The sequence below is a fragment of the Xenorhabdus aichiensis genome, assembly GCF_028598775.1.
GTDB classification, from domain to species: Bacteria; Pseudomonadota; Gammaproteobacteria; order Enterobacterales; family Enterobacteriaceae; genus Xenorhabdus; species Xenorhabdus bovienii.
Genome location: NZ_JAQRFO010000004.1, coordinates 93941 through 113891 on the forward strand (window position 1 = coordinate 93941; position 19951 = coordinate 113891).

Below are 19951 nucleotides of genomic sequence, written 5' to 3' on the forward strand. Positions count from 1 at the left end.
GATTTGCCGTTCATGTCATCAAGAATCAGTCTTCTTAAAACCGGATGGTAACTTATTGAATAAAAATAGAATTATTATTTAAAACTGTTTCATTTATGACCTTTCAACTACGGTCTGTTGTGTGATAATAGCCCAGGCTATTCTGGCCAGTTTGTTTGCCAATGCGCAGCACGCAACACAGGAATGTTTTCTTGTTAGCTGCATTTTGACCCAATCGGCTAATTTTCCCGACAGAGGCGCAATGTTTTGGATAAACACTCTGGCACATTGAACCCGTAACCAGCGCAAATTTTTGTCTCTCGCTTGCTGATCCCCAAGAGGGGATTTCTCCCGCCTGAGGCCGCAAAATCCCGGCTGCGCGCATATTGCTTACCGTTACCTAATTGTGCAGAGAGTGCGCTCGCGGTTATTGACCCAACAGCAGGTATCGCAACAGGATAGGGGGAGGCCATCTTGTATCTCAATAACCTGATTGAACAGGATCATTGCAGGCGAACACGCCCTATTCTGAGGTTCAAAAACTTTAGGCGGGCTCAGACCGTATTAGCCGGGATTGAACGGGTTTACATGTTGCGCAAAGGGCAATACCCGCAAGAACCAGAATATCCAATTTCACCGGAGGCCTATTTCTATCAACTAACGGCATAAAAATAAATCAAAATATTTTCGCTCGAGATCTCTCTGCTAATGCGACAGAACCTTAAAAATAGCGTTTTAGATAAATCACCATACCCATAAGATAACTTTTAGTTATCAATTGATAATTATCTTTCATTGCAATAATAAAAATATTTTCTAATATAGAAGATTAGAAGATTAGAAGAATAGCCTGATTTTTTACTGATTCAGTATAAAATCAGGCTGTTAATTATAATTTGATGTATTTTTGGGTGCCTATATATGTCATCATACATTCGTAAATTCATTGGTTTTTTTATCTTTATTTGTGCATTGGTTATGCTTTCTATACTGATGAATGCCTTTGCAGATGGTAAAGATAACGTAGACATTTTTATTAGTGAATCAAGTAAAAAAAAAATTAATGAGAATACCAATGATACTTCAGAATCTGATGTCAAAAATTTAATCGCCAGAAATATTCAAACAGTAGGCAATATCCTATCATCTTCTCCTTCGGATTTAGCAGAGCAAGCTAAATCCTATACTTTGGGAAAATTCAACAGTACTGTCTCTTCCGAAGCTAAAAAATGGTTATCACAGTTTGGTACTGCCAGAATCAATTTTGGTCTGGATAAAAAGGGAACGCTGGAAAACAACTCCCTCGATTTATTGCTGCCACTTTACGACAGTAAAGCAGACTGGCTGCTCTTCTCTCAATTAGGCTATCGTAACAAAGACAGTCGTAATACCATAAATGTTGGCTTAGGTGGACGCTATTTCTATCAAAACTGGATGTATGGCATGAATACTTTTTATGATCATGACCTGACGGGAAATAATCAGCGTTTAGGTTTGGGAGGCGAAATTTGGGGCGACTATATCAAACTCTCCGCCAATGCCTATTATCGATTGAGTGAATTACAAAAATCACGGAATTTTAAGAATTATCATGAACGCCCAGCAAATGGATATGACATTAACGGCGAATTTTTCCTGCCCGCCTACCCCAATCTAGGTGCGAAACTGACATACGAACAATATTTCGGTGATAACGTTACCTTATTTAATCGCAATACCAGACAGAAAAACCCAAGCCTGGCTAAATTAGGTTTAACTTATACCCCAATTCCACTGATAACAATGGGTGTGGATTATAAACAGGGCGAAAGCGGTCATACTGAAACGCAGTTTTTAGCTAATTTCAATTATAAACTGGGGGTGCCTCTCAGTGCGCAATTATCGCCAGAAAATGTGGCTTCAATGCGTACATTGACAGGAAGCCGTTATGATTTAGTGGAAAGAAATAATAATATTGTGCTTGATCATATAAAACAATCCACTATTCAACTTTCTATACCCCAGTCTTTAATTGGTTATAGCCATGAAGAAAAAAAAATATCGACTACAAATAATCCTGATAATAAAGTTGAATTACAATATAATAAAGAATTTATCAAAGACGGCGGGAAGATAAATGTTAAGGGAAACCAAGTTTTCATTACATTCCCTACATATCAACTTAGTCATAGCGAGACAAATAATTATCCTATTAATTTCAGTATATTTGAAAATAGTACCGTAAAAACAGCGTCTAATAATGGAATAATGACCTTAATTGTCAGGCCATTTGTAGTAAAAGAAAAAGAAGTCAGTCCTATAGAAACATTACCTGCTGATGGTAAAAAAACTTATCTCTTTACTCCCGTCATAACCTACGATGCCGTAGGTAACCAGCCTTTAGCTCAGGTTACCCTTGATAATGTTCAATGGACAACTGAGCCAGAAATTGGCGAAGAATCAGGATTACAGTGGGGTAAACCTGAAAAAATATCAAAAACCAATGAGAAAGGGCAATTACAAGCAGCTTTAACCAGTACTAAGCCCATTAAAGATGTGAAAGTATTCCTGCAAATGGATGGAATGCCTAAAACGCAAGTAGGAACGGTGAGTTTTGGAGAAGATACTTCACGTTTTCAATTAGGTGAAATAAAAATTTCATCACCAAACAATATGAAAACATCTCTAACAGCAGATGGGATTCAGGCTTATACCTATAAAGCTGTTGTTTTAGATGGCAAGAATCCAGTCCCACCAAATACATCAATCGCCGATATAAAGTGGGATCGCGATCATAAAGAGATTTCGCCTTTTAAATTAAAATTAATACCTAACGGTGATAAAACCGATAGTGAAGGGCAATTGATCGCAACATTGACGAGTTCTGAACCCGTAAATAATGTTACTGTGACTCTTTCGATTGAAGGGCATCCAGAAAAACCAGCTGGCGCAGTTTCTTTCGAACCGGCAGAAACTTTGCTAAGTTATTCACCTTCAGGACCCATATTGGTTGGTGAAACATATACTGTTACAGCAACAAGTAACGATAAAAATTCACCGAAAAATCTGCCAATAACGTGGGATTTTGATGCTCCTCAGCGTAATAAAGTTACAACAAATTATACTGCTGGTAATTCAGAGGCAACATTTAGCAGCAGTGTGGAACAAGTAGTTACAGTCAAAGCTGCTATTAATGGTTCTCTGCCCTCGCAAACAGATTTGGTTTTCAACTGGCCATCAATTGATAACATAGTGTTAAGCCCTGAGACACCAAATGGAACAATTCCCCCCGGAGAGTCATATAAATTTATAGCCACCGTATTTGGTGCTGATCGTAAAGATAAAACTCACTATTATAGTGGAAGCACTATTCCATTTGAGTGGAGTATTAAATCACCAACAGATGCTGAAAAGGCGGGTCTATCTTTATCGCCCTCAGGACAAGTAACTGCTGTATCCGATGGAACATTAAACGCAGAATTAACAAGTACAAAGGATACATCTGCTGTTACAGCTGCTGAAGTATGTCTGACTATTGTTGATGCTCCTCAATCCCCAACAACGCATAAGTGCATAGATTCAATTAATTTTAAATCTCCGCCTGTGGATTTTGATATTACCAGTGTTGAAGTCCATAAGGTTGTGGTCGATGGTATTGAAAAACCATTTGATCCCCAAAAACCGCTGCTTGGTAATGGTGCTGACAAATACAAATACAGAGCATTGATTACAAAGAAAGGAAGTAAAGACCAAGAAAAAATTGCAAATCATACATTTAATGGTGTGGAATGGACACGCAACCAGACACAAATCGACAATAAATACTTACCTAAACCTGAAACAATATCACTAAAAACAGATGGTGATGGATATTTATATGCAACATTAGACAGTAATGTTGGAGTTGGTAATGAAAAGGATATCGAAAAGACATTTATCAAAGTGACATTGACAATACCGAGTGAATTACCCAGTGGTGAACCCAAGCGTAAGGATTCTGCTAATTTGGTGAATTTTACTCCAATGCCTAAACAAGCAGTACTGTTTGTTTATAATCAGTATAATGAAAACAAGAATATAATCTTTCAGGAACCACATCCTTATAATTATTTTCCATCGTTAAATGCAGAGCTGAGAGATCCCCACGAGCCAGAGAAAAATTTCAATCAGCCTGAAGTTATATATAGTGCCAGTGATCAAAAACCAATTTTTGAACCTTTATTATCTTTAGGAGAAAATAACAAAGGGCCGATAAATTTTTTTGCTCCAGGCAGCGCAACATTAAAGGCAACAATAAATAAAAATGATGGAAGAATTTACCTATATGAATATAAAATAAATATAAAAAAATATCCTTTACTTCCAAATGATACGGGGAGTGCTAATCAAATTAATCTATATGGTTATCATACTGCTGATAGTCCCGCGATATGTGAACTTTCTAATACTCCTCCTGGTTCTGCTGGATACGGTGAATTTAGCACTTTTTCTGTACAGGATGTTAGCTCTTCTATTGGCGGTATAACTGCATTATCTAATGAATTTAAGAACCTTAATGATTGGGGGTTTTTCCATCCAGAACAAACTCAGGCCGACTCAAAAACAATTCAATATAAACTAAATGATGGACCGAATAAATACGTAATTTTCAATCCTACTACTGACAAAATAAATACAGAGATAAATGCAAGTGGATTATTAATTTGTGAAACAAACCAAAAAAATCCAATTAATTGATGAGTCCACATAATAAGTGAAATTTTTGACCGTTGTTGATTGGTGGGTTCTGTCGCATTAAACCCTGTTTGGATAATATGGCATTTTTTATTGGTTGAACTGACGATGTCCCCGACTCGAGAAGCGTTCAAACACCTGCATTATCCTGTTGATATCATCGCTCAGTGTGTTCGCGGGTCTACGCGCTGAGCTTGCGTAATATCGAGAAATGATGGCTGAACGGGGCGGGGGATGCAGATGGAGAGCATAAATCTATGGTCACCCTCCTCAATGCGGAGAATCGCCTCAGCAGGTGATTGAAATCCGGCAAAATACCTGAATAACCTCATTGAGCAAGACCATAGCTATGTTAAACGTCGGATACGCCCGATGCTGGGATTTAAATCGTTCTGCGGGGCACAAACGTTGCTGATGGGGATAGAGTGAGCCATCATGCTGAGTAAAGGACAATGTCTTCAAAATGAAGGCGAGAATTTATCGCCAGCAGAGCTGTTTTATCGACTGACTATGTAAAAAACAATCACACCGGATGCGACTGATAAACTCGCCGTTAATGCGACAGAACCCCCCCCCCCCAGGTATCTGCTGTCAGAGCAAGAAATGCTGTCCCTGTTGCGTAGATGGCTTTTACATTCTTCATTTCAGGTTGGGATATAAAGTTAACGCGACTAGGTTCAGCATTTTGCCAAGTTTAATACGGTACCATCTTGACGTAATGCCGCAGATACATTAGCTGAGCAAGTTATTTGAACCACATCTTTGAGAGCTATAAATTCCTCGAACACTGGGCCGTCGTTATAATTCTGCACTCCATCCCAATATACTATGCCATGTGGAGGGGGGTCTCCCCGCATAAGGGTTTTTTGTTTAGTGGTTGCTATATCTACTCCATTACTATATTTGAATAAAAATAATTTATGTAAAAATATCATTTATTAATAACATTCTTTTATTTCTTTATTTTAAATCATTCTTTCCAGATTGAGATAAAATCGGATCGAATAGTTATTTTCTTTTGCTCATAATAAATTAGCCCTCTTGGTATTCGTGTTTATATAAATGTGATTGGATCTTCAAAAGAATGAAAACACTATAAATATAAATCTATTTAATGACTAATTAAAATAAGTTATCACTACTGTAATCTAAAAATTTCTTCCCTATTTATTCAGTTTTAATAAGTAAAATTATATTAAATCATATTTTATTGATGGCATCGGTATTAACTCGTACAAAGACACATAAATAACCCTGTAAACCACAAAAAATATTCTCACTATCCCTATTTATAATATTATTATTTCTTATAAAAACCGATTGGAATAATAATATCTTAAATTAATTATTTAGTTGATTTTAATTAGTTATTGCAATAGAAAAAAATCTAGTGGTGCAAAGGTCAAACAGAGCAGGTATCATTAAGCCCACCGCAGAACTGTATCTTGTTGACGTTCTAGATGTACTGATTACATCCTCTCATCATGGTATCTCTTCCTGTACAGACAAACTTCTAGGGTGATGAGCTTCACATTTATTTCACTCTGTAGATATAACGTGTAAAATAACAGCATATTTGTGTTAGATGAATGCGCGTTGCGTTCTGCACGCTGTATCCGTTTAATATTTTCTCAAATAGTTAAAATGGTAAAAATACTTGTCAATTAATAACTTAAGAAATATCGCCATCATCGCTCACGTCGACCATGGCAAAACCACGCTGGTTGATAAACTCTTGCAGCAGTCTGGTACATTTGGCGAACGCGCAGCAACGACTGAGCGTGTAATGGATTCCAATGATCTGGAAAAAGAGCGTGGCATCACCATTCTTGCAAAAAACACTGCCATTAAATGGAATGATTACCGTATCAACATCGTAGACACCCCAGGCCACGCCGACTTTGGTGGTGAAGTAGAGCGTGTGATGTCAATGGTTGACAGTGTGCTGCTGCTGGTTGATGCGATGGATGGCCCGATGCCACAAACTCGCTTTGTAACCCAGAAAGCCTTTGCCCACGGTCTGAAGCCTATCGTTGTCATCAACAAAGTTGACCGTCCTGGCGCACGTCCTGACTGGGTCGTCGATCAGGTATTTGACCTGTTCGTCAACCTGGGTGCAACTGATGAGCAACTGGACTTTCCGATCGTTTATGCTTCTGCACTGATGGGTATTGCGGGTAACGAACACACTGACATGGCGGAAGACATGACCCCGCTGTATCAGGCGATTGTTGATCACGTTGAGCCGCCTAAAGTTGATCTGGATGGCACATTCCAGATGCAAATCTCGCAGTTGGACTACAACAACTATGTTGGGGTTATCGGCATTGGCAGTATTAAGCGTGGCACTGTAAAACCAAACCAGAACATCACCATCGTTGACAGTGAAGGCAAAACCCGTAACGGTAAAGTCGGTAAAGTCTTCAGTCATCTGGGTTTGGATCGCATTGAATCTGCTCAGGCGGAAGCCGGCGACATCATCGCGATTACCGGTCTGGGCGAGTTGAGCATCTCTGATACGCTGTGTGATACCAGTGCCGTTGAAGCCTTGCCAGCACTGGCGGTTGATGAGCCTACTGTCAGCATGTACTTCTGCGTAAACACCTCACCTTTCTGTGGTCGTGAAGGTAAATACGTGACTTCTCGCCAGATCCTTGATCGTCTGAGAAAAGAACTGGTACACAACGTGGCACTGCGTGTTGAAGAAACCGAAGATCCGGATGCATTCCGCGTTGCAGGTCGCGGTGAACTGCACCTGTCCGTCCTGATTGAAAACATGCGTCGTGAAGGCTTTGAGATGGGCGTTTCCCGTCCAAAAGTCATTTACCGTGAAATCGATGGCCGTAAGCAGGAACCATTCGAGCAGGTCACACTGGATATCGAAGAGCAACATCAGGGTGATGTGATGCAGGCTCTGGGTGAGCGTAAGGGCGAACTGCGTGACATGCTGCCAGATGGCAAGGGTCGCGTGCGTCTGGATTACTCTATTCCAAGCCGTGGTTTGATCGGTTTCCGTACAGAGTTCATGACCATGACTTCCGGTACGGGTCTGCTGTATGCGACATTCAGTCATTATGATGATATTCGTCCGGGTGAAATCGGTCGCCGTCAAAACGGTGTGATGATTTCTAACGGTCAGGGTAAAGCGGTTGCTTACGCACTGTATAGTTTGCAGGATCGCGGTAAGCTGTTCCTCGGTCACGGTACGGAAGTTTATGAAGGCCAGATTATCGGTATTCACTCTCGCTCCAATGACCTGACCGTGAACTGCCTGACAGGTAAAAAACTGACCAACGTTCGTGCATCAGGAACGGATGAAGCAACGACACTGTCTCCATATCTCAAGAAAACACTGGAGCAGGCGCTGGAATTTATCGATGATGACGAACTGGTTGAAGTGACTCCGCAGTCGATTCGTCTGCGTAAACGTCATTTGACTGAAAATGATCGCCGTCGCGCAAATCGCGGCAAAGAAGTGTAATTTCACTTCTATTTAGCTGTGTGCAAATTGCGTATGAATAGCTTAGAGTGCTTCGGCACTCTGAGTTCTTTTGACGTTTATTCAGATTGATAGCCCCGCCAATAACCTGCCTGTACCTCCATTCAAAAAATTGTTAACTTTTTCAACAACTCTTAATCAAAAGCGTAATTTGTCTGTTTTTTATCATTTCACTCTTTTTTCTTAACAAAATTATGATAAAAGTACAAAACGATAATCGTCAGTCAGGAGGGATTATGCTGTATATTTTCGATATGGGTAACGTGATTATTGATATTGATTTTAAAAGAGTACTGGCTGTCTGGAGTAACCTGAGTGGAACACCACTGGCAACATTGACCACACGATTTTCAATGGGAGAGGCTTTTGAGCAACATGAATGTGGGCAAATAACGGATGCTGAGTTTGCAGATGTGTTGTGCGATGAAATGGAGGTCTCGCTCAGTTTTGAACAGTTCACGGAAGGCTGGTATGCGCTCTTTATTGATGTCAGACAGGGTGTCATTGAACTGATGAATAAATTGCGTGAACAGGGACATCGTGTTGTTGTACTGTCAAATACAAACCGCCTGCATCTTGATTACTGGCCACATCATTACCCTGAGATTGCAGCATCTACAGATTTCCTTTATTTATCCCAAGATCTGGGCATGCGCAAACCGAATTCTGACATTTTTAAATATGTGCTTGGAGCAGAAGGTGTGACCGCTGGACAGGCTGTATTTTTTGATGATGTTTTGGCAAATGTTGAAGCTGCAAGAAAAATAGGCATCAATGCTATTCATGTGACTGACAGGAACGTGATCCCTGATTACTTTAAGGCACATGATTTCTCCCTTCCCACAGAAACGTAACTTCTTCTGCCCTTGCCGAGGCGGTTTACCCCACTTTCCTTGCCCGTTTTGGGCAAGGGTGACATGGATAACAGACAAAAAAATGATCGCATTAATTCAGCGCGTAGCACAGGCGAAGGTGGTTGTTGAGGATGAAACTATTGGGGAAATTGAGCAGGGGCTGCTGGTTTTACTCGGCGTTGAGAAAGAAGATAACCAGCAAAAAGCGCAGCGTTTATGTGAAAAAGTAATGGGGTATCGGGTATTCAGTGATGAGCAGGGAAAAATGAATCTGAATGTTCAGCAGGCTAATGGTAGTTTGCTGGTCGTTTCCCAATTTACCTTGGCTGCAGATACCCAAAAAGGTTTAAGACCGAGTTTTTCTGGCGGTGCTGAACCGCAAAAAGCAGATGAACTTTATCGCTATTTTGTTGAACAGTGCCGTGTAACTGGTGTAGAAACAGAAACGGGGCAATTTGCCGCAGACATGAAAGTGAGTCTGACAAATGATGGGCCGGTGACTTTTTGGTTACAGGTATGATGTGCAGACACACTTCAACAGAGTGACTGGTATAACAATAAAAAAACTCATCGTTTGCTGCATGCGCTCTCCTGACTACACATGACAACACGCATAAAGAAGGGGGTTGTTCCTATGTACCATCTGAGAGTACCTCAAACAGAACAAGAGCTGGAAACCTATTATCAATTTCGTTGGGAGATGCTGCGCAAGCCGCTTCATCAGCCTATCGGTTCAGAAAAAGATGGCTACGATTCGATGGCTCATCATCAAATGGTGGTGGATGAACACGGTAATCCGGTTGCTGTTGGGCGCTTATATATCAATGCAGACAGTGAAGGTGCTATTCGTTTTCTGGCTGTTCATCCCAATGTGCAGCAGAAAGGGCTGGGAACATTGATTGCGATGGCATTGGAATCAGTTGCCAGACAAGAAGGCGTGAAACGGATTGTTTGCAGTGCACGGGAAAATGCTGTTGATTTTTTTAATAAATTGGGATTTAAAAATCGGGGTTTGATCAATGGTGCCAGAACGTCTCCCATTAACCATTTCCTGATGATCAAGCCTATCATAAGTCTTGATGATATTCTGCATCGTCCGGACTGGTGCGCAGAGTTGCAGCAGGCATGGTATAAACATATCCCTCTGAGCGAAAAGATGGGGGTACGTATTACCCAATATACTGGGCAACGCTTTATTACAACAATGCCAGAGGCGGGGAATCAGAACCCGCATCATACTATTTTTGCGGGTAGCCTGTTTTCGCAGGCCACACTGACAGCATGGGGGCTGATCTGGCTGTTGTTACAGGAACGCCAGCTGGGGGGTGACATTATTCTGGTCGATGCCAATATCCGTTACAGACAGCCCATTACGGGGCGCCCCAGTGCGGTCGCTGATTTCAATAACATGAGCGGTGATTTGGCTCGTCTTGCCCGTGGCAATAAGGCACGGGTTAAACTGGAAGTACAGGTCAGCGGTGAACAGGGCGTTGGTAGCGTGTTCACCGGCACTTATCTCGTGCTGCCTGTCGAACGCCCTATTACAGTTTAATTTTGGGGCAGGTTTTACTCTCGGCAGTTTCACTTTCTGCGCTTGTATTACCTGTCTCTGCTGTATGAGTTTCCGTTGAAGGCGCTATTGTAGCGCCACCTACGGCTCCAGCTGGAGAGCAGCTACGGCTTAAAATTAGCCCCTGTGCAATGGACTGTGAATCTTTGTTTGATGATTTATCTTCAGCAGTCAGTGTGCCATTGATGGTGCCTTTAATATCATCAGCAGAGAGATTGCCTGTTATGGCGAGGGAAAAATTTCCTTCACCCTGAATAGTGAGTGGTATCCAACCCCATCGTGGCAGGATGCCCAAATCTGCATTCATGCCCTTGAAATTAAGCGCAAAAGGTTTTTGGGCGGTTTGCTGTTCAGCTGAACCGCTAGCTTGTAGTAATCCATGACCGTTGAAGGCGCTTAGTTTATCAATTGTTAGCTTGTCATCTATAGCGTGTAATTGCAGATAGGGACGAGTTATTTCAATTTTATTAAATGTTCCACTGGCCGCCTGCAAGGATGCTTGACCCTCCCATAATCCCCACCTGCCGTTTTTCAGGATATTCATGGTATCTACATGGCCTGAGAGAGTGGTGAGCTGAAATGGGAAATCCGGATTAACATCAATCAGCAGAGTATTATTGACGCTGATATCATTTAATTTCAGCCCTGAAATCCACCCCGGTACGGCGTTTTTGATATCGTTTCGCCATGTGGGTGGCAGGTCATAAACTAGCCCGGTTACTGAGCTGTTACTGAACGTCAGTTGACGGTTTTTGCGATCCCACTCGGATTGGATGTTGAATAACCCTTTTTGGTAGTGGGTCGTCAGATGAGCGACAGTAAAAGTATCACCAGAAAAATGGAGTTGCCCCAGTGTGTTGCTGAACTGAGCGTTATTGAATGCCATATTCATGACATTGAAATCAATCAGCCCATCTTTAGCTTCCCAGCTCCCATTCACCAGCCCCAGATTTTTGATGGTGGTATCCAGGTAATCGACAGACCAATTTTTGCCTTGTAACTTGGCATTGGTGATATTGAGGTCTTTAACATGAATGGCCGGAAGATGACGGGTTTTTTCTTGCAACGTGCTCAATGTCATCGGTGATTGCCAGCGTATATTGCTGATCAGGAGATTATTCCAGCGCCAGCTGCCGTCAGATAATTGCCGGCCATCCCCAGAGATAGCCCCTTGCAGAAATGCCGCACCAAAAGTGTCGATAGTCAGAGTCTTATTCTGGTAGCTGCCCTGCATGATAATCTTTTCAAAGGGAATACCGTTGAAACGCATGGTACTGGCACTAAACTGATACTGCCCATTGCCAAACGGGCTTCCTGCGGCAGGCATCCAAGGGGTGATGCCACCCGTGATATTTTCTCCTTGGATTTGTGTATGGGGGGTTTCTAACTGAATATTCATCTGGTTTAGTTGCAGAATGTCTGCTTGCAAGAGGGGGGGCAATTGATCGCTTGCTAGTATCAGTTTCCCTTGTTGCAATGTCAGACGGTGGAGGTTACGCGGTGTCAGCAAGTGTTGCCATTTGAGATCCAGATTAACGGTATTGGCATTGAGTGAGAAAACGCTTTGCTGATCATGGATATTCACGTTGTTGAGCGTCAATGTTGCAGGTTGTAGCCAGCTGTGACTGATGCTTTCAATGCTGATCTTATAGTGGCCTTGTTTGTTGAGCCATTGGTTTAATTGTTTGGTTCCCCAGTGCGTCTGGACAACGATATAAATGACGATAATTGCCAAAATCAGCAACAGCAAAAGAGTAACAAAAAATTTCCTTAACCACTTCATGATCTCACCTCAGTATGACCTCCTGATAAAGACTCTTTATGCCGTAAAACGGATATTCACACAATAGGATGGGGTGGATTGATAATCAATCAGTGTGTTTCTGAAGAAACTCATGTTGATATTGCGAGGGGTTACGCAAACAAAGTGAAAAAACTCCCACTGAAAAAGCGGGAGAGGAAATTAGAGGAATGAAAATCCGGCCGCTATTTTTCCTGCGGAAAAATCAGGTTTAGAAGAATTGCAGTCAGCCCGCCAGCGGCAATGCCGGAAGATAGCAGATTTTTCACCCACTCAGGTGCAAACTGTAAAATCAAGGGTTGTTGGGATACGCCCAAACCAACGGCCAGCGACAACGCGATGATCATAATGGCGCGGCGGTTCAGTGGCTCGCGGGAGACAATTCTGACACCGGATGCGGCGATAGTACCAAACATGACAATGGTGGCGCCCCCTAACACGGGTTCAGGAATATGTTGTACAAATCCGGCTACGGCGGGGAACAACCCCAACAGGATCAGCATAGAAGCGATAATGTAACCAACATGGCGGCTGGCAACGCCGGTCAGTTGTATCACACCATTGTTCTGACCAAAACAGGAGTTCGGAAACGTATTGAATACGGCGGAAACTATTGAATTGAGGCCATTTGCCAGTACACCCCCCTTGATGCGTTTCATATATAACGGGCCACTGACTGGCTGTTCTGAAACATCGGAGGTCGCTGTAATATCGCCGATGGTTTCCAACGACGTCACCATAAAAATCAGGATAAGGGGGATCAGTAGATTCCAGTCAAAAGACAGTCCGTAATAGAGCGGAGAGGGAACAGTGATGATTGGTGTGTCTGTTCTAGGTGTCGCATGAGGCAGCATCCCCATGTACCAGGCCACCAGATAGCCTACCGCCATAGCAATGACCAGAGAGGCAACTCGCAGGTAGGGATTGCGCTGGCGATTCAGTAGCACGATAACGGCAAGAACGGTTCCTGCCAGCAGCAGATTTTCAGGCGCACCAAACGTACCGTTTTGAATGGCAGAGTAACCGCCGCCGATGGAAGTCAACCCGACTTGGATCAGCGACAGGCCGATAATCATCACGACAATACCGGAAACCAGCGGCGTAATGATTTTTCTAGCCAGATGCAGCACGCGGGACAGCAGCACTTCGGTTATTGCCGCCACCATCAGCGTACCAAACAGAGCGGCCATCATGGTTGGGATATCTGCTCCTCCATTTTTAAGAGCCAGCCCGCCCATGATCAGTGGTGCAACAAAATTAAAACTGGTTCCCTGAATGGAAAGCAAGCCAGAGCCGACAGGCCCCCAGGAGCGGATCTGGATAAGCGATGCTACTCCTGATGCGAACAGGGACATGCTGATAATGCGTTGTGTATCCTGTTCGGGAAGCCCCAGAGCCTGACAGATCAACATGGCGGGCGTGATAACGGCAACAAACATTGCCAGCAGATGCTGGCTGGCCGCAAACAGTGCGTGTAGAAGCGGCGGTTTATCTTCTAGACGGTAAATCAATTCGCTGCCTGATTTTTCGGGCGCTTCTGATGCAGAGTGTTCACGGGTTGAGGTAACCATGATGTGAAATTCCGGATGGACAAAAAAACCTATTTTAATGATCTGCCTTATTAAGGCAATCGTTTGCGCTGAATTTTTATAATGAATAACAACTTGATTTAGTCACACTTTTAAATTTTTTAACTTGTGTTTATCAGTAATTTTTTTTCTAATCCTCCCCTTACCTGCTCTTGGCGTTTTTATAGGATGATTATAACGTCGCATTAAATTCACATAATTTTAACAATAGATGAGGTACGTAGATGTATCATCTGGATACTTATGGCACGCTCGTTGCTGCCACACTGGTTTTGCTACTAGGAAGAAAACTCGTACAATCAGTTCCATTTCTTGAGAAATATACTATCCCTGAGCCGGTCGCAGGTGGATTATTAATCGCTGTCATTTTGCTAGTGATTAAACAGTTCATAGGTTGGGAAGTGAGTTTCGATTTATCTCTCCAAGAGCCTCTCATGTTGACGTTTTTTGCCACAATCGGTTTGAACGCTAACCTTGCCAGCCTGAAAGCAGGCGGGAAATTCCTGATAATCTTTGTCTTTGTCGTGGTTGGGCTGTTGCTGGTGCAGAATACAGTGGGGATTGCGCTGGCGAAAATGCTTGGTCTTGACCCATTAATGGGGTTGTTGGCTGGCTCCATCACGCTTTCAGGTGGACACGGAACGGGAGCTGCCTGGGGTAAATTATTCTCTGAACGCTATGGTTTTGAGAATGCGACAGAAGTCGCAATGGCCTGTGCGACATTCGGCTTGATATTGGGGGGGTTGATTGGTGGCCCGGTCGCCCGTTTGTTGGTAAAAAATACCCAAACGCCGGACTTAGGCGCTGATGATACAGAAATCCCAACTGCATTCGAGAAGCCTTATACTGGCCGCCTTATCACGCCATTGGTCATGCTGGAAACTATTGCCTTAATCTCTATCTGTTTGTTGGCGGGGAGTTATATTGAGAAACAGTTAGTACATACGATGTTTGAATTGCCCACATTTGTATGCGTATTGTTTGTTGGGGTAATCCTGAGTAATGGCCTATCGCTACTTGGTTTTTATCGAGTATTTGACCGAGCGGTGTCGGTACTGGGTAATGTCAGCCTGTCACTGTTCCTGGCTATGGCGTTGATGAGCCTGAAATTGTGGCAGTTGTCTTCACTTGCATTGCCAATTTTGGTGATCCTCGCGGTGCAGTCGGTGGTGATGGCATTGTATGCGATTTTCGTGACTTACCGCGTGATGGGTAAGAATTACGATGCTTCGATTCTGTCGGCTGGTCACTGTGGTTTTGGCCTAGGAGCGACACCAACGGCTATCGCAAACATGCAGGCGATTACGGATCGATTTGGGCCATCACACATGGCTTTCCTTCTCGTGCCGATGGTAGGTGCGTTCTTCATTGATATAGTTAACGCTGCCGTTATCAAAATTTATCTGTTGTTACCGATATTCCCATCTGTAGCAGTTTAATTTGACACTTTTTTGATCTTGCCAGATAGCTTGGCTAAAAATGCCGCTGAAATATTCAGCGGCATTTTTTTGCTTACATTGCTGCGGGTATCTTGGTCTTGCTGGTGCCTTGGGTGTCGATATCAGGCATGACTATATTGTGAGCGATCAGGCAGCCAGCGCTCAATCAGTGCCTTGGCATGTTCCGGATAATGCTGATGGATATAGCCGGAGATGCGCTGAACTTCAGGCAGCATTCCCTGATCCCGCAGTAAATCGGCGATCCTGAATTCAGCATTGCCCGTTTGACGAGTGCCAAGCAATTCACCCGGCCCCCGGATTTCCAAATCTTTTTGGGCAATCACAAAACCATCGTTACTGTCGCGCAGAACTTGCAGGCGCATTCTCGCAGTGTTAGTCAGCGGGGTTTTATACAGCAGGACACAATGTGAAGCTACTGCTCCTCGGCCCACTCGTCCACGAAGCTGGTGCAATTGAGCCAGCCCCAGCCGTTCAGGGTTATCGATGATCATCAGGCTGGCATTGGGGACATCAACACCGACTTCAATGACCGTGGTAGCAACCAATAACTGCAACTCTCCCCGTTTGAAGGCATCCATAATGGTCTGTTTTTCTGCGGGTTTCATTCTCCCGTGTACCAGACCGATTTTCAGATCGGGCAATATCAGAGCCAGTTCTTCGCTGGTGGCTTGAGCGGCCTGCGCTTCCAGAACTTCAGAATCCTCGATGAGAGTACATACCCAATAAGCCTGACGTCCTTCATCTAAACAGGCACTTTTGATGCGCTGGATAATTTCATTTCTGCGGGTATCTGGAATGGCAACAGTTGTTACTGGCGTTCGCCCCGGCGGCAGTTCATCAATGATCGAAGTATCCAGATCGGCATAAGCCGTCATTGCCAAGGTACGTGGAATCGGTGTGGCGGTCATGATCAACTGATGAGGGTGGAAGCCTTGTTCACGCCCCTTCTCCCATAATGCAAGGCGCTGGTGAACACCAAACCGGTGTTGTTCGTCGATGATAACCAGTGCCAGACCTGCGAATTTGACCTGCTCTTGAAACATCGCATGCGTACCGACTACCATACTCACTTGACCGTTTGCGATGGCTTCCTGCTGTGCCTGACGCGCTTTGCCCTTTTGCTTGCCAGCCAGCCAGCCCACTTGAATGCCAAGTGGTTCAAACCATTGACGGAAAGTATTGGCATGTTGTTCAGCAAGCAGTTCAGTGGGTGCCATCAATGCGACTTGCTTACCGTGAACGAGCGCCCGTAAAGCGGCCAGTGCGGCTACCAGCGTTTTGCCAGAACCGACATCCCCTTGTATCAAACGCATCATCGGAACGTTTTTTTCCAAGTCTTGCTCTATTTCTGCCACTACTCGTGCCTGTGCACCTGTCGGAACAAAGGGCAATTGGCTCAGAAGCTGCTGTTTTAAAGCATTATCTGCGGTGAGCGGCTGGGCATGAAAGCGTTGAGCACCGGCTCTGACCGCCAGCATACTTAAATGGTGCGCCAGCAACTCTTCCAGAATCAGCCGGCGTTGAGCGGGGTGTCGGCTATTATCCAAATCAGTCAGCGAAACATCCGGCGGGGGACGATGCAAAGTATGCAGTGCGTTAGGAAGGCTGATAATCTTGCGGCTAAACTCTTCCGGCAATAACTCGTTAATGACACAGGTATCAAGAAGTTCCAGCGCCTGCTCGATTAACTTACGCAGTGTTGTCTGACGCACTCCCTCGGTCGTGGGATAGATGGGAGTTAATGTATCCTGCAACTGAACGCGTTCAGCGTGTTGCTGGGTTTTATATTCGGGATGAATAATCTCAGGCCCCTGATTCCCGCGCCGGATTTCACCATAGGCAATGATGTGCTTCCCTTCTGCTAAATTATTCTTCATGGCGGCGGTGAAATTGAAAAAGCGCAGGGTCAATACACCGGTTCCATCAGTGATTTGGCAGGTCATGATGCGACGACGCCCAAAAGTGACATGGGTACGCAAGACCTCACCCGTCACGGTGGCATAAACACCGGGCAGTAAGTCATTGATGGAATACAGACGGGTTTGATCCTCATAACGGAGAGGCAGATGTAGCAGCAAGTCCTGTAGATTGACCAGCCCTAATTTGGCGAGCTTAGTGACCTGGCTGGCTCCAACCCCACGCAAGGTGGTTAAGGGGATAGCATCAAGTAGTCGGCCTTTCATGCGATTTCTCCGTCGGTGTGATTTATTTCCCTGTTGATGGTGCAGTCGTTGCCTGCATTGCTGCCCACCATGATTCACTTGCGATGATTTGCCCCTGCTGATCAATCAGTGGCTGTTCCAGCCCCTTACAGCGTGAAACTGCCGCCAATACGGGATATCCCCCTTCGAAAAGTAACCTTTAGTTTCGGTTACGGCTGACTCGCATCACATCTGGCATAACGCGTATCTTACGCATAATATTCGCCAACTGAATACGGTCTTGGGTCGTCAGCCTGATGAAAGCACAATAAACGCGACCATCTTTTTCCTCCGTATTCATGCTCTGAATGCTGGAGTTAGCATCGTTGATGGCCGCTGTCAGATTCGCCAGTGCGCCTTGATGGTTAAACATATCAACTTTAATTTCGGCGATAAAATCGCTGTTGACATCTTTATCCCATTCAACAGGCATGAATTTTTCCGGCTCTTTCTGGTATCCACGGATATTACGGCAGGATTCGTGGTGAATAACCAGACCTTTTCCCGGGCTGATATGAGAAATGATCGGGTCGCCAGGAATTGGACGACAGCACTTTGCAAAGGTAATCAAAATGCCGTCAGCACCTTTGATGGGCAGTTTACGGGTGCTATTGCTGTTGTTTGGGATCTTTTCTGTTGCACCCAGTAAATTCCGTGCAACAACCACGCTCATAGCATTACCCAGCCCAATTTCAGCCAGCAAATCATCCAATGTGGCAAGTTTCATTCTTACCAGCTCTTTGGTGATACTTTCCTGCGGAATATCGGTAATTTTCTTTCCGTTGCCAAGCGCATGATTGAGCAGACGACGCCCCAGTCCAATCGAATCATCCCGTTTAAGATTTTTCAATAGCTGGCGGATTTTGGCGCGCGCTTTGGAACTGACGACAAAGTTCAGCCATGCTGCATTCGGGCGTGCACCCGGCGCTGTAATAATTTCAACGGTCTGCCCACTGCTAAGTGTTTGCGACAGTGGATAAGGTTGGCGATCAACACGTGCTCCAACGCAGGCATGGCCGATATCGGTATGGACGGCATAGGCGAAGTCAACCGGGCTTGCCCCCGCCGGTAATTCAACAATCCGCCCTTCTGGCGTAAAAACGTAAATCTCATCGGGAAATAAATCAGATTTAACGCTTTCAATAAATTCAAAAGAACTTCCCGCACTTTGCTGAAGCTCCAGCAGGCTCTGCATCCAGCGTTGGGCGCGGATTTGAGCTGTAGTGCCTGATTCGCCCTGCACTTTATATGCCCAGTGTGCCGCAACCCCCATTTCTGCCATCTGATCCATATCTTCAGTACGGATCTGGACTTCAACAGGGACGCCGTGTGGGCCGATAAGAGAGGTATGCAGGGATTGGTAGCCGTTGGCTTTGGGGATGGCAATATAATCTTTCACTCTGCCGGGGCGAGGTTTATACAGGCTGTGCATTTGCCCCAATACGCGATAGCAGGTATCAAGATTGTTGACGATGACGCGAAAGGCGTAAATATCCATGATGGAGTGAAAACGCTGTTCTTTCAGGTGCATCTTGCGATAAATAGAGTAGAGGTGTTTTTCCCGTCCACTAACGGTGCATTGGATGCCAGCGTCCGTTAATCTGCCTTCAATTTCCGACAGAATTTTCTGGATCATCTCTTTGCGATTGCCGCGAGCAGCTTTAACAACCTCTTTAATCACACGGTAACGGTTAGGGTGCAGTGCTTCAAACCCAAGCTCCTCCAGCTCCGTTTTCAGGTGATGAATACCCAGACGGTGAGCCAGTGGGCTGTAGATTTCCAGCGTTTCCCTGGCGATGCGCCGCCGTTTGTCAGGGCGCAGGGAGCCAAGGGTTCGCATATTGTGTGTACGGTCTGCCAGTTTGATCAGAATGACGCGGATGTCCTGCACCATTGCCATGATCATTTTGCGGAAGTTTTCAGCCTGTGCTTCCTTCTTGTTACGGAAGTTCAGCTTATCCAGTTTGGAGACACCTTCCACCAACCCGGCGACAGCTGTGCCGAATAGCTGTTCGATATCCTGAAATGTCGCTGGCGTATCTTCAATCACATCATGCAGAAGTGCTGCCATGAGTGTCTCATGGTCAAGACGCATTTCGGCCAGAATACAGGAAACAGCGACAGGGTGAGTAATATATGGCTCACCACTGGAGCGGGTTTGCCCTTCGTGGGCATCCCGCGCAACAACATAGGCCTGTTTCAGTAGAACTATCTGATCTTCAGGCAAATATTTGAGAACAAGCTGATTCAGGCTTTCAAACAGGTACAAGGCAGACCTACCGTAA

Annotated in this window: 10 protein-coding genes and 4 pseudogenes; 8 read left to right on the forward strand and 6 right to left on the reverse strand. The window is 44.5% G+C overall.

Annotated elements, in window-relative coordinates; translation table 11 throughout:
• Positions 1-93: 93 nt before the first annotated feature.
• Positions 94-434 (reverse strand): annotated as a pseudogene (locus PSI22_RS03430) (transposase); the annotation flags it as partial.
• A gap of 22 nt (positions 435-456) precedes the next feature.
• On the opposite strand from PSI22_RS03430, the pseudogene PSI22_RS03435 reads away from it, so the two are divergent.
• The 7 genes and pseudogenes from PSI22_RS03435 to fabY all read left to right on the forward strand — a co-directional run.
• Positions 457-648, forward strand: a pseudogene (locus tag PSI22_RS03435) (IS6 family transposase); the annotation flags it as partial.
• A gap of 252 nt (positions 649-900) precedes the next feature.
• The gene (locus tag PSI22_RS03440) at positions 901-4695 is read left to right on the forward strand and encodes an inverse autotransporter beta domain-containing protein (protein ID WP_273578599.1); all 3795 of its coding nucleotides are present in this window, start codon (positions 901-903) and stop codon (positions 4693-4695) included.
• 309 nt (positions 4696-5004) lie between these two features.
• Positions 5005-5208, forward strand: a pseudogene (locus tag PSI22_RS03450) (DDE-type integrase/transposase/recombinase); the annotation flags it as partial.
• Positions 5209-6349: 1141 nt separating this feature from the next.
• Positions 6350-8173 (forward strand): ribosome-dependent GTPase TypA, encoded by a 1824-nt coding sequence (gene typA, locus PSI22_RS03455; protein ID WP_038250125.1) that lies wholly within the window; start codon positions 6350-6352, stop codon positions 8171-8173.
• Between the two features lie 254 nt (positions 8174-8427).
• On the forward strand, positions 8428-9045 hold the full coding sequence (gene yihX / locus PSI22_RS03460; RefSeq protein WP_273578600.1) for a glucose-1-phosphatase: 618 nt from the start codon (positions 8428-8430) through the stop codon (positions 9043-9045).
• 82 nt (positions 9046-9127) lie between these two features.
• Complete coding sequence (dtd, locus tag PSI22_RS03465; protein WP_273578601.1) at positions 9128-9565, forward strand: D-aminoacyl-tRNA deacylase; 438 nt, start codon at positions 9128-9130, stop codon at positions 9563-9565.
• 114 nt (positions 9566-9679) lie between these two features.
• Positions 9680-10597 (forward strand): fatty acid biosynthesis protein FabY, encoded by a 918-nt coding sequence (gene fabY, locus PSI22_RS03470; RefSeq protein WP_273578602.1) that lies wholly within the window; start codon positions 9680-9682, stop codon positions 10595-10597.
• Here the strand turns inward: fabY and PSI22_RS03475 are convergent.
• Together PSI22_RS03475 and PSI22_RS03480 are read right to left on the reverse strand one after the other, a co-directional pair.
• Complete coding sequence (locus tag PSI22_RS03475) at positions 10587-12398, reverse strand: AsmA family protein (RefSeq protein ID WP_273578603.1); 1812 nt, start codon at positions 12396-12398, stop codon at positions 10587-10589. The two genes, fabY and PSI22_RS03475, sit on opposite strands and share 11 nt — an antisense overlap.
• A gap of 203 nt (positions 12399-12601) precedes the next feature.
• A complete protein-coding gene (locus tag PSI22_RS03480; protein ID WP_273578604.1) occupies positions 12602-13987 on the reverse strand; it encodes a nucleobase:cation symporter-2 family protein in 1386 nt (461 codons plus the stop codon).
• A gap of 242 nt (positions 13988-14229) precedes the next feature.
• On the opposite strand from PSI22_RS03480, the gene gltS reads away from it, so the two are divergent.
• The gene (gene gltS / locus PSI22_RS03485) at positions 14230-15444 is read left to right on the forward strand and encodes a sodium/glutamate symporter (protein WP_273578605.1); all 1215 of its coding nucleotides are present in this window, start codon (positions 14230-14232) and stop codon (positions 15442-15444) included.
• 122 nt (positions 15445-15566) lie between these two features.
• Here the strand turns inward: gltS and recG are convergent, their stop codons facing one another.
• The 3 genes and pseudogenes from recG to spoT form a co-directional block, all read right to left on the reverse strand.
• Positions 15567-17648: an ATP-dependent DNA helicase RecG gene (recG, locus tag PSI22_RS03490; protein WP_273578606.1), complete on the reverse strand. Its 2082-nt coding sequence runs from the start codon at positions 17646-17648 to the stop codon at positions 15567-15569.
• 22 nt (positions 17649-17670) lie between these two features.
• Positions 17671-17826: pseudogene (locus PSI22_RS03495) on the reverse strand (tRNA (guanosine(18)-2'-O)-methyltransferase TrmH); the annotation flags it as partial.
• Positions 17827-19935 (reverse strand): bifunctional GTP diphosphokinase/guanosine-3',5'-bis pyrophosphate 3'-pyrophosphohydrolase, encoded by a 2109-nt coding sequence (spoT, locus tag PSI22_RS03500; RefSeq protein ID WP_038250147.1) that lies wholly within the window; start codon positions 19933-19935, stop codon positions 17827-17829.
• Positions 19936-19951 lie beyond the last annotated feature (16 nt).

Bases quoted from the DNA above. Each gene is read 5' to 3' on its own strand.
- PSI22_RS03440 (WP_273578599.1), top strand. From the start codon at position 901: ATGTCATCATACATTCGTAAATTCATTGGTTTTTTTATCTTTATTTGT.
- yihX (WP_273578600.1), top strand. From the start codon at position 8,428: ATGCTGTATATTTTCGATATGGGTAACGTGATTATTGATATTGATTTT.
- dtd (WP_273578601.1), top strand. From the start codon at position 9,128: ATGATCGCATTAATTCAGCGCGTAGCACAGGCGAAGGTGGTTGTTGAG.
- fabY (WP_273578602.1), top strand. From the start codon at position 9,680: ATGTACCATCTGAGAGTACCTCAAACAGAACAAGAGCTGGAAACCTAT.
- PSI22_RS03475 (WP_273578603.1), bottom strand. From the start codon at position 12,398: ATGAAGTGGTTAAGGAAATTTTTTGTTACTCTTTTGCTGTTGCTGATT.
- PSI22_RS03480 (WP_273578604.1), bottom strand. From the start codon at position 13,987: ATGGTTACCTCAACCCGTGAACACTCTGCATCAGAAGCGCCCGAAAAA.
- gltS (WP_273578605.1), top strand. From the start codon at position 14,230: ATGTATCATCTGGATACTTATGGCACGCTCGTTGCTGCCACACTGGTT.
- recG (WP_273578606.1), bottom strand. From the start codon at position 17,648: ATGAAAGGCCGACTACTTGATGCTATCCCCTTAACCACCTTGCGTGGG.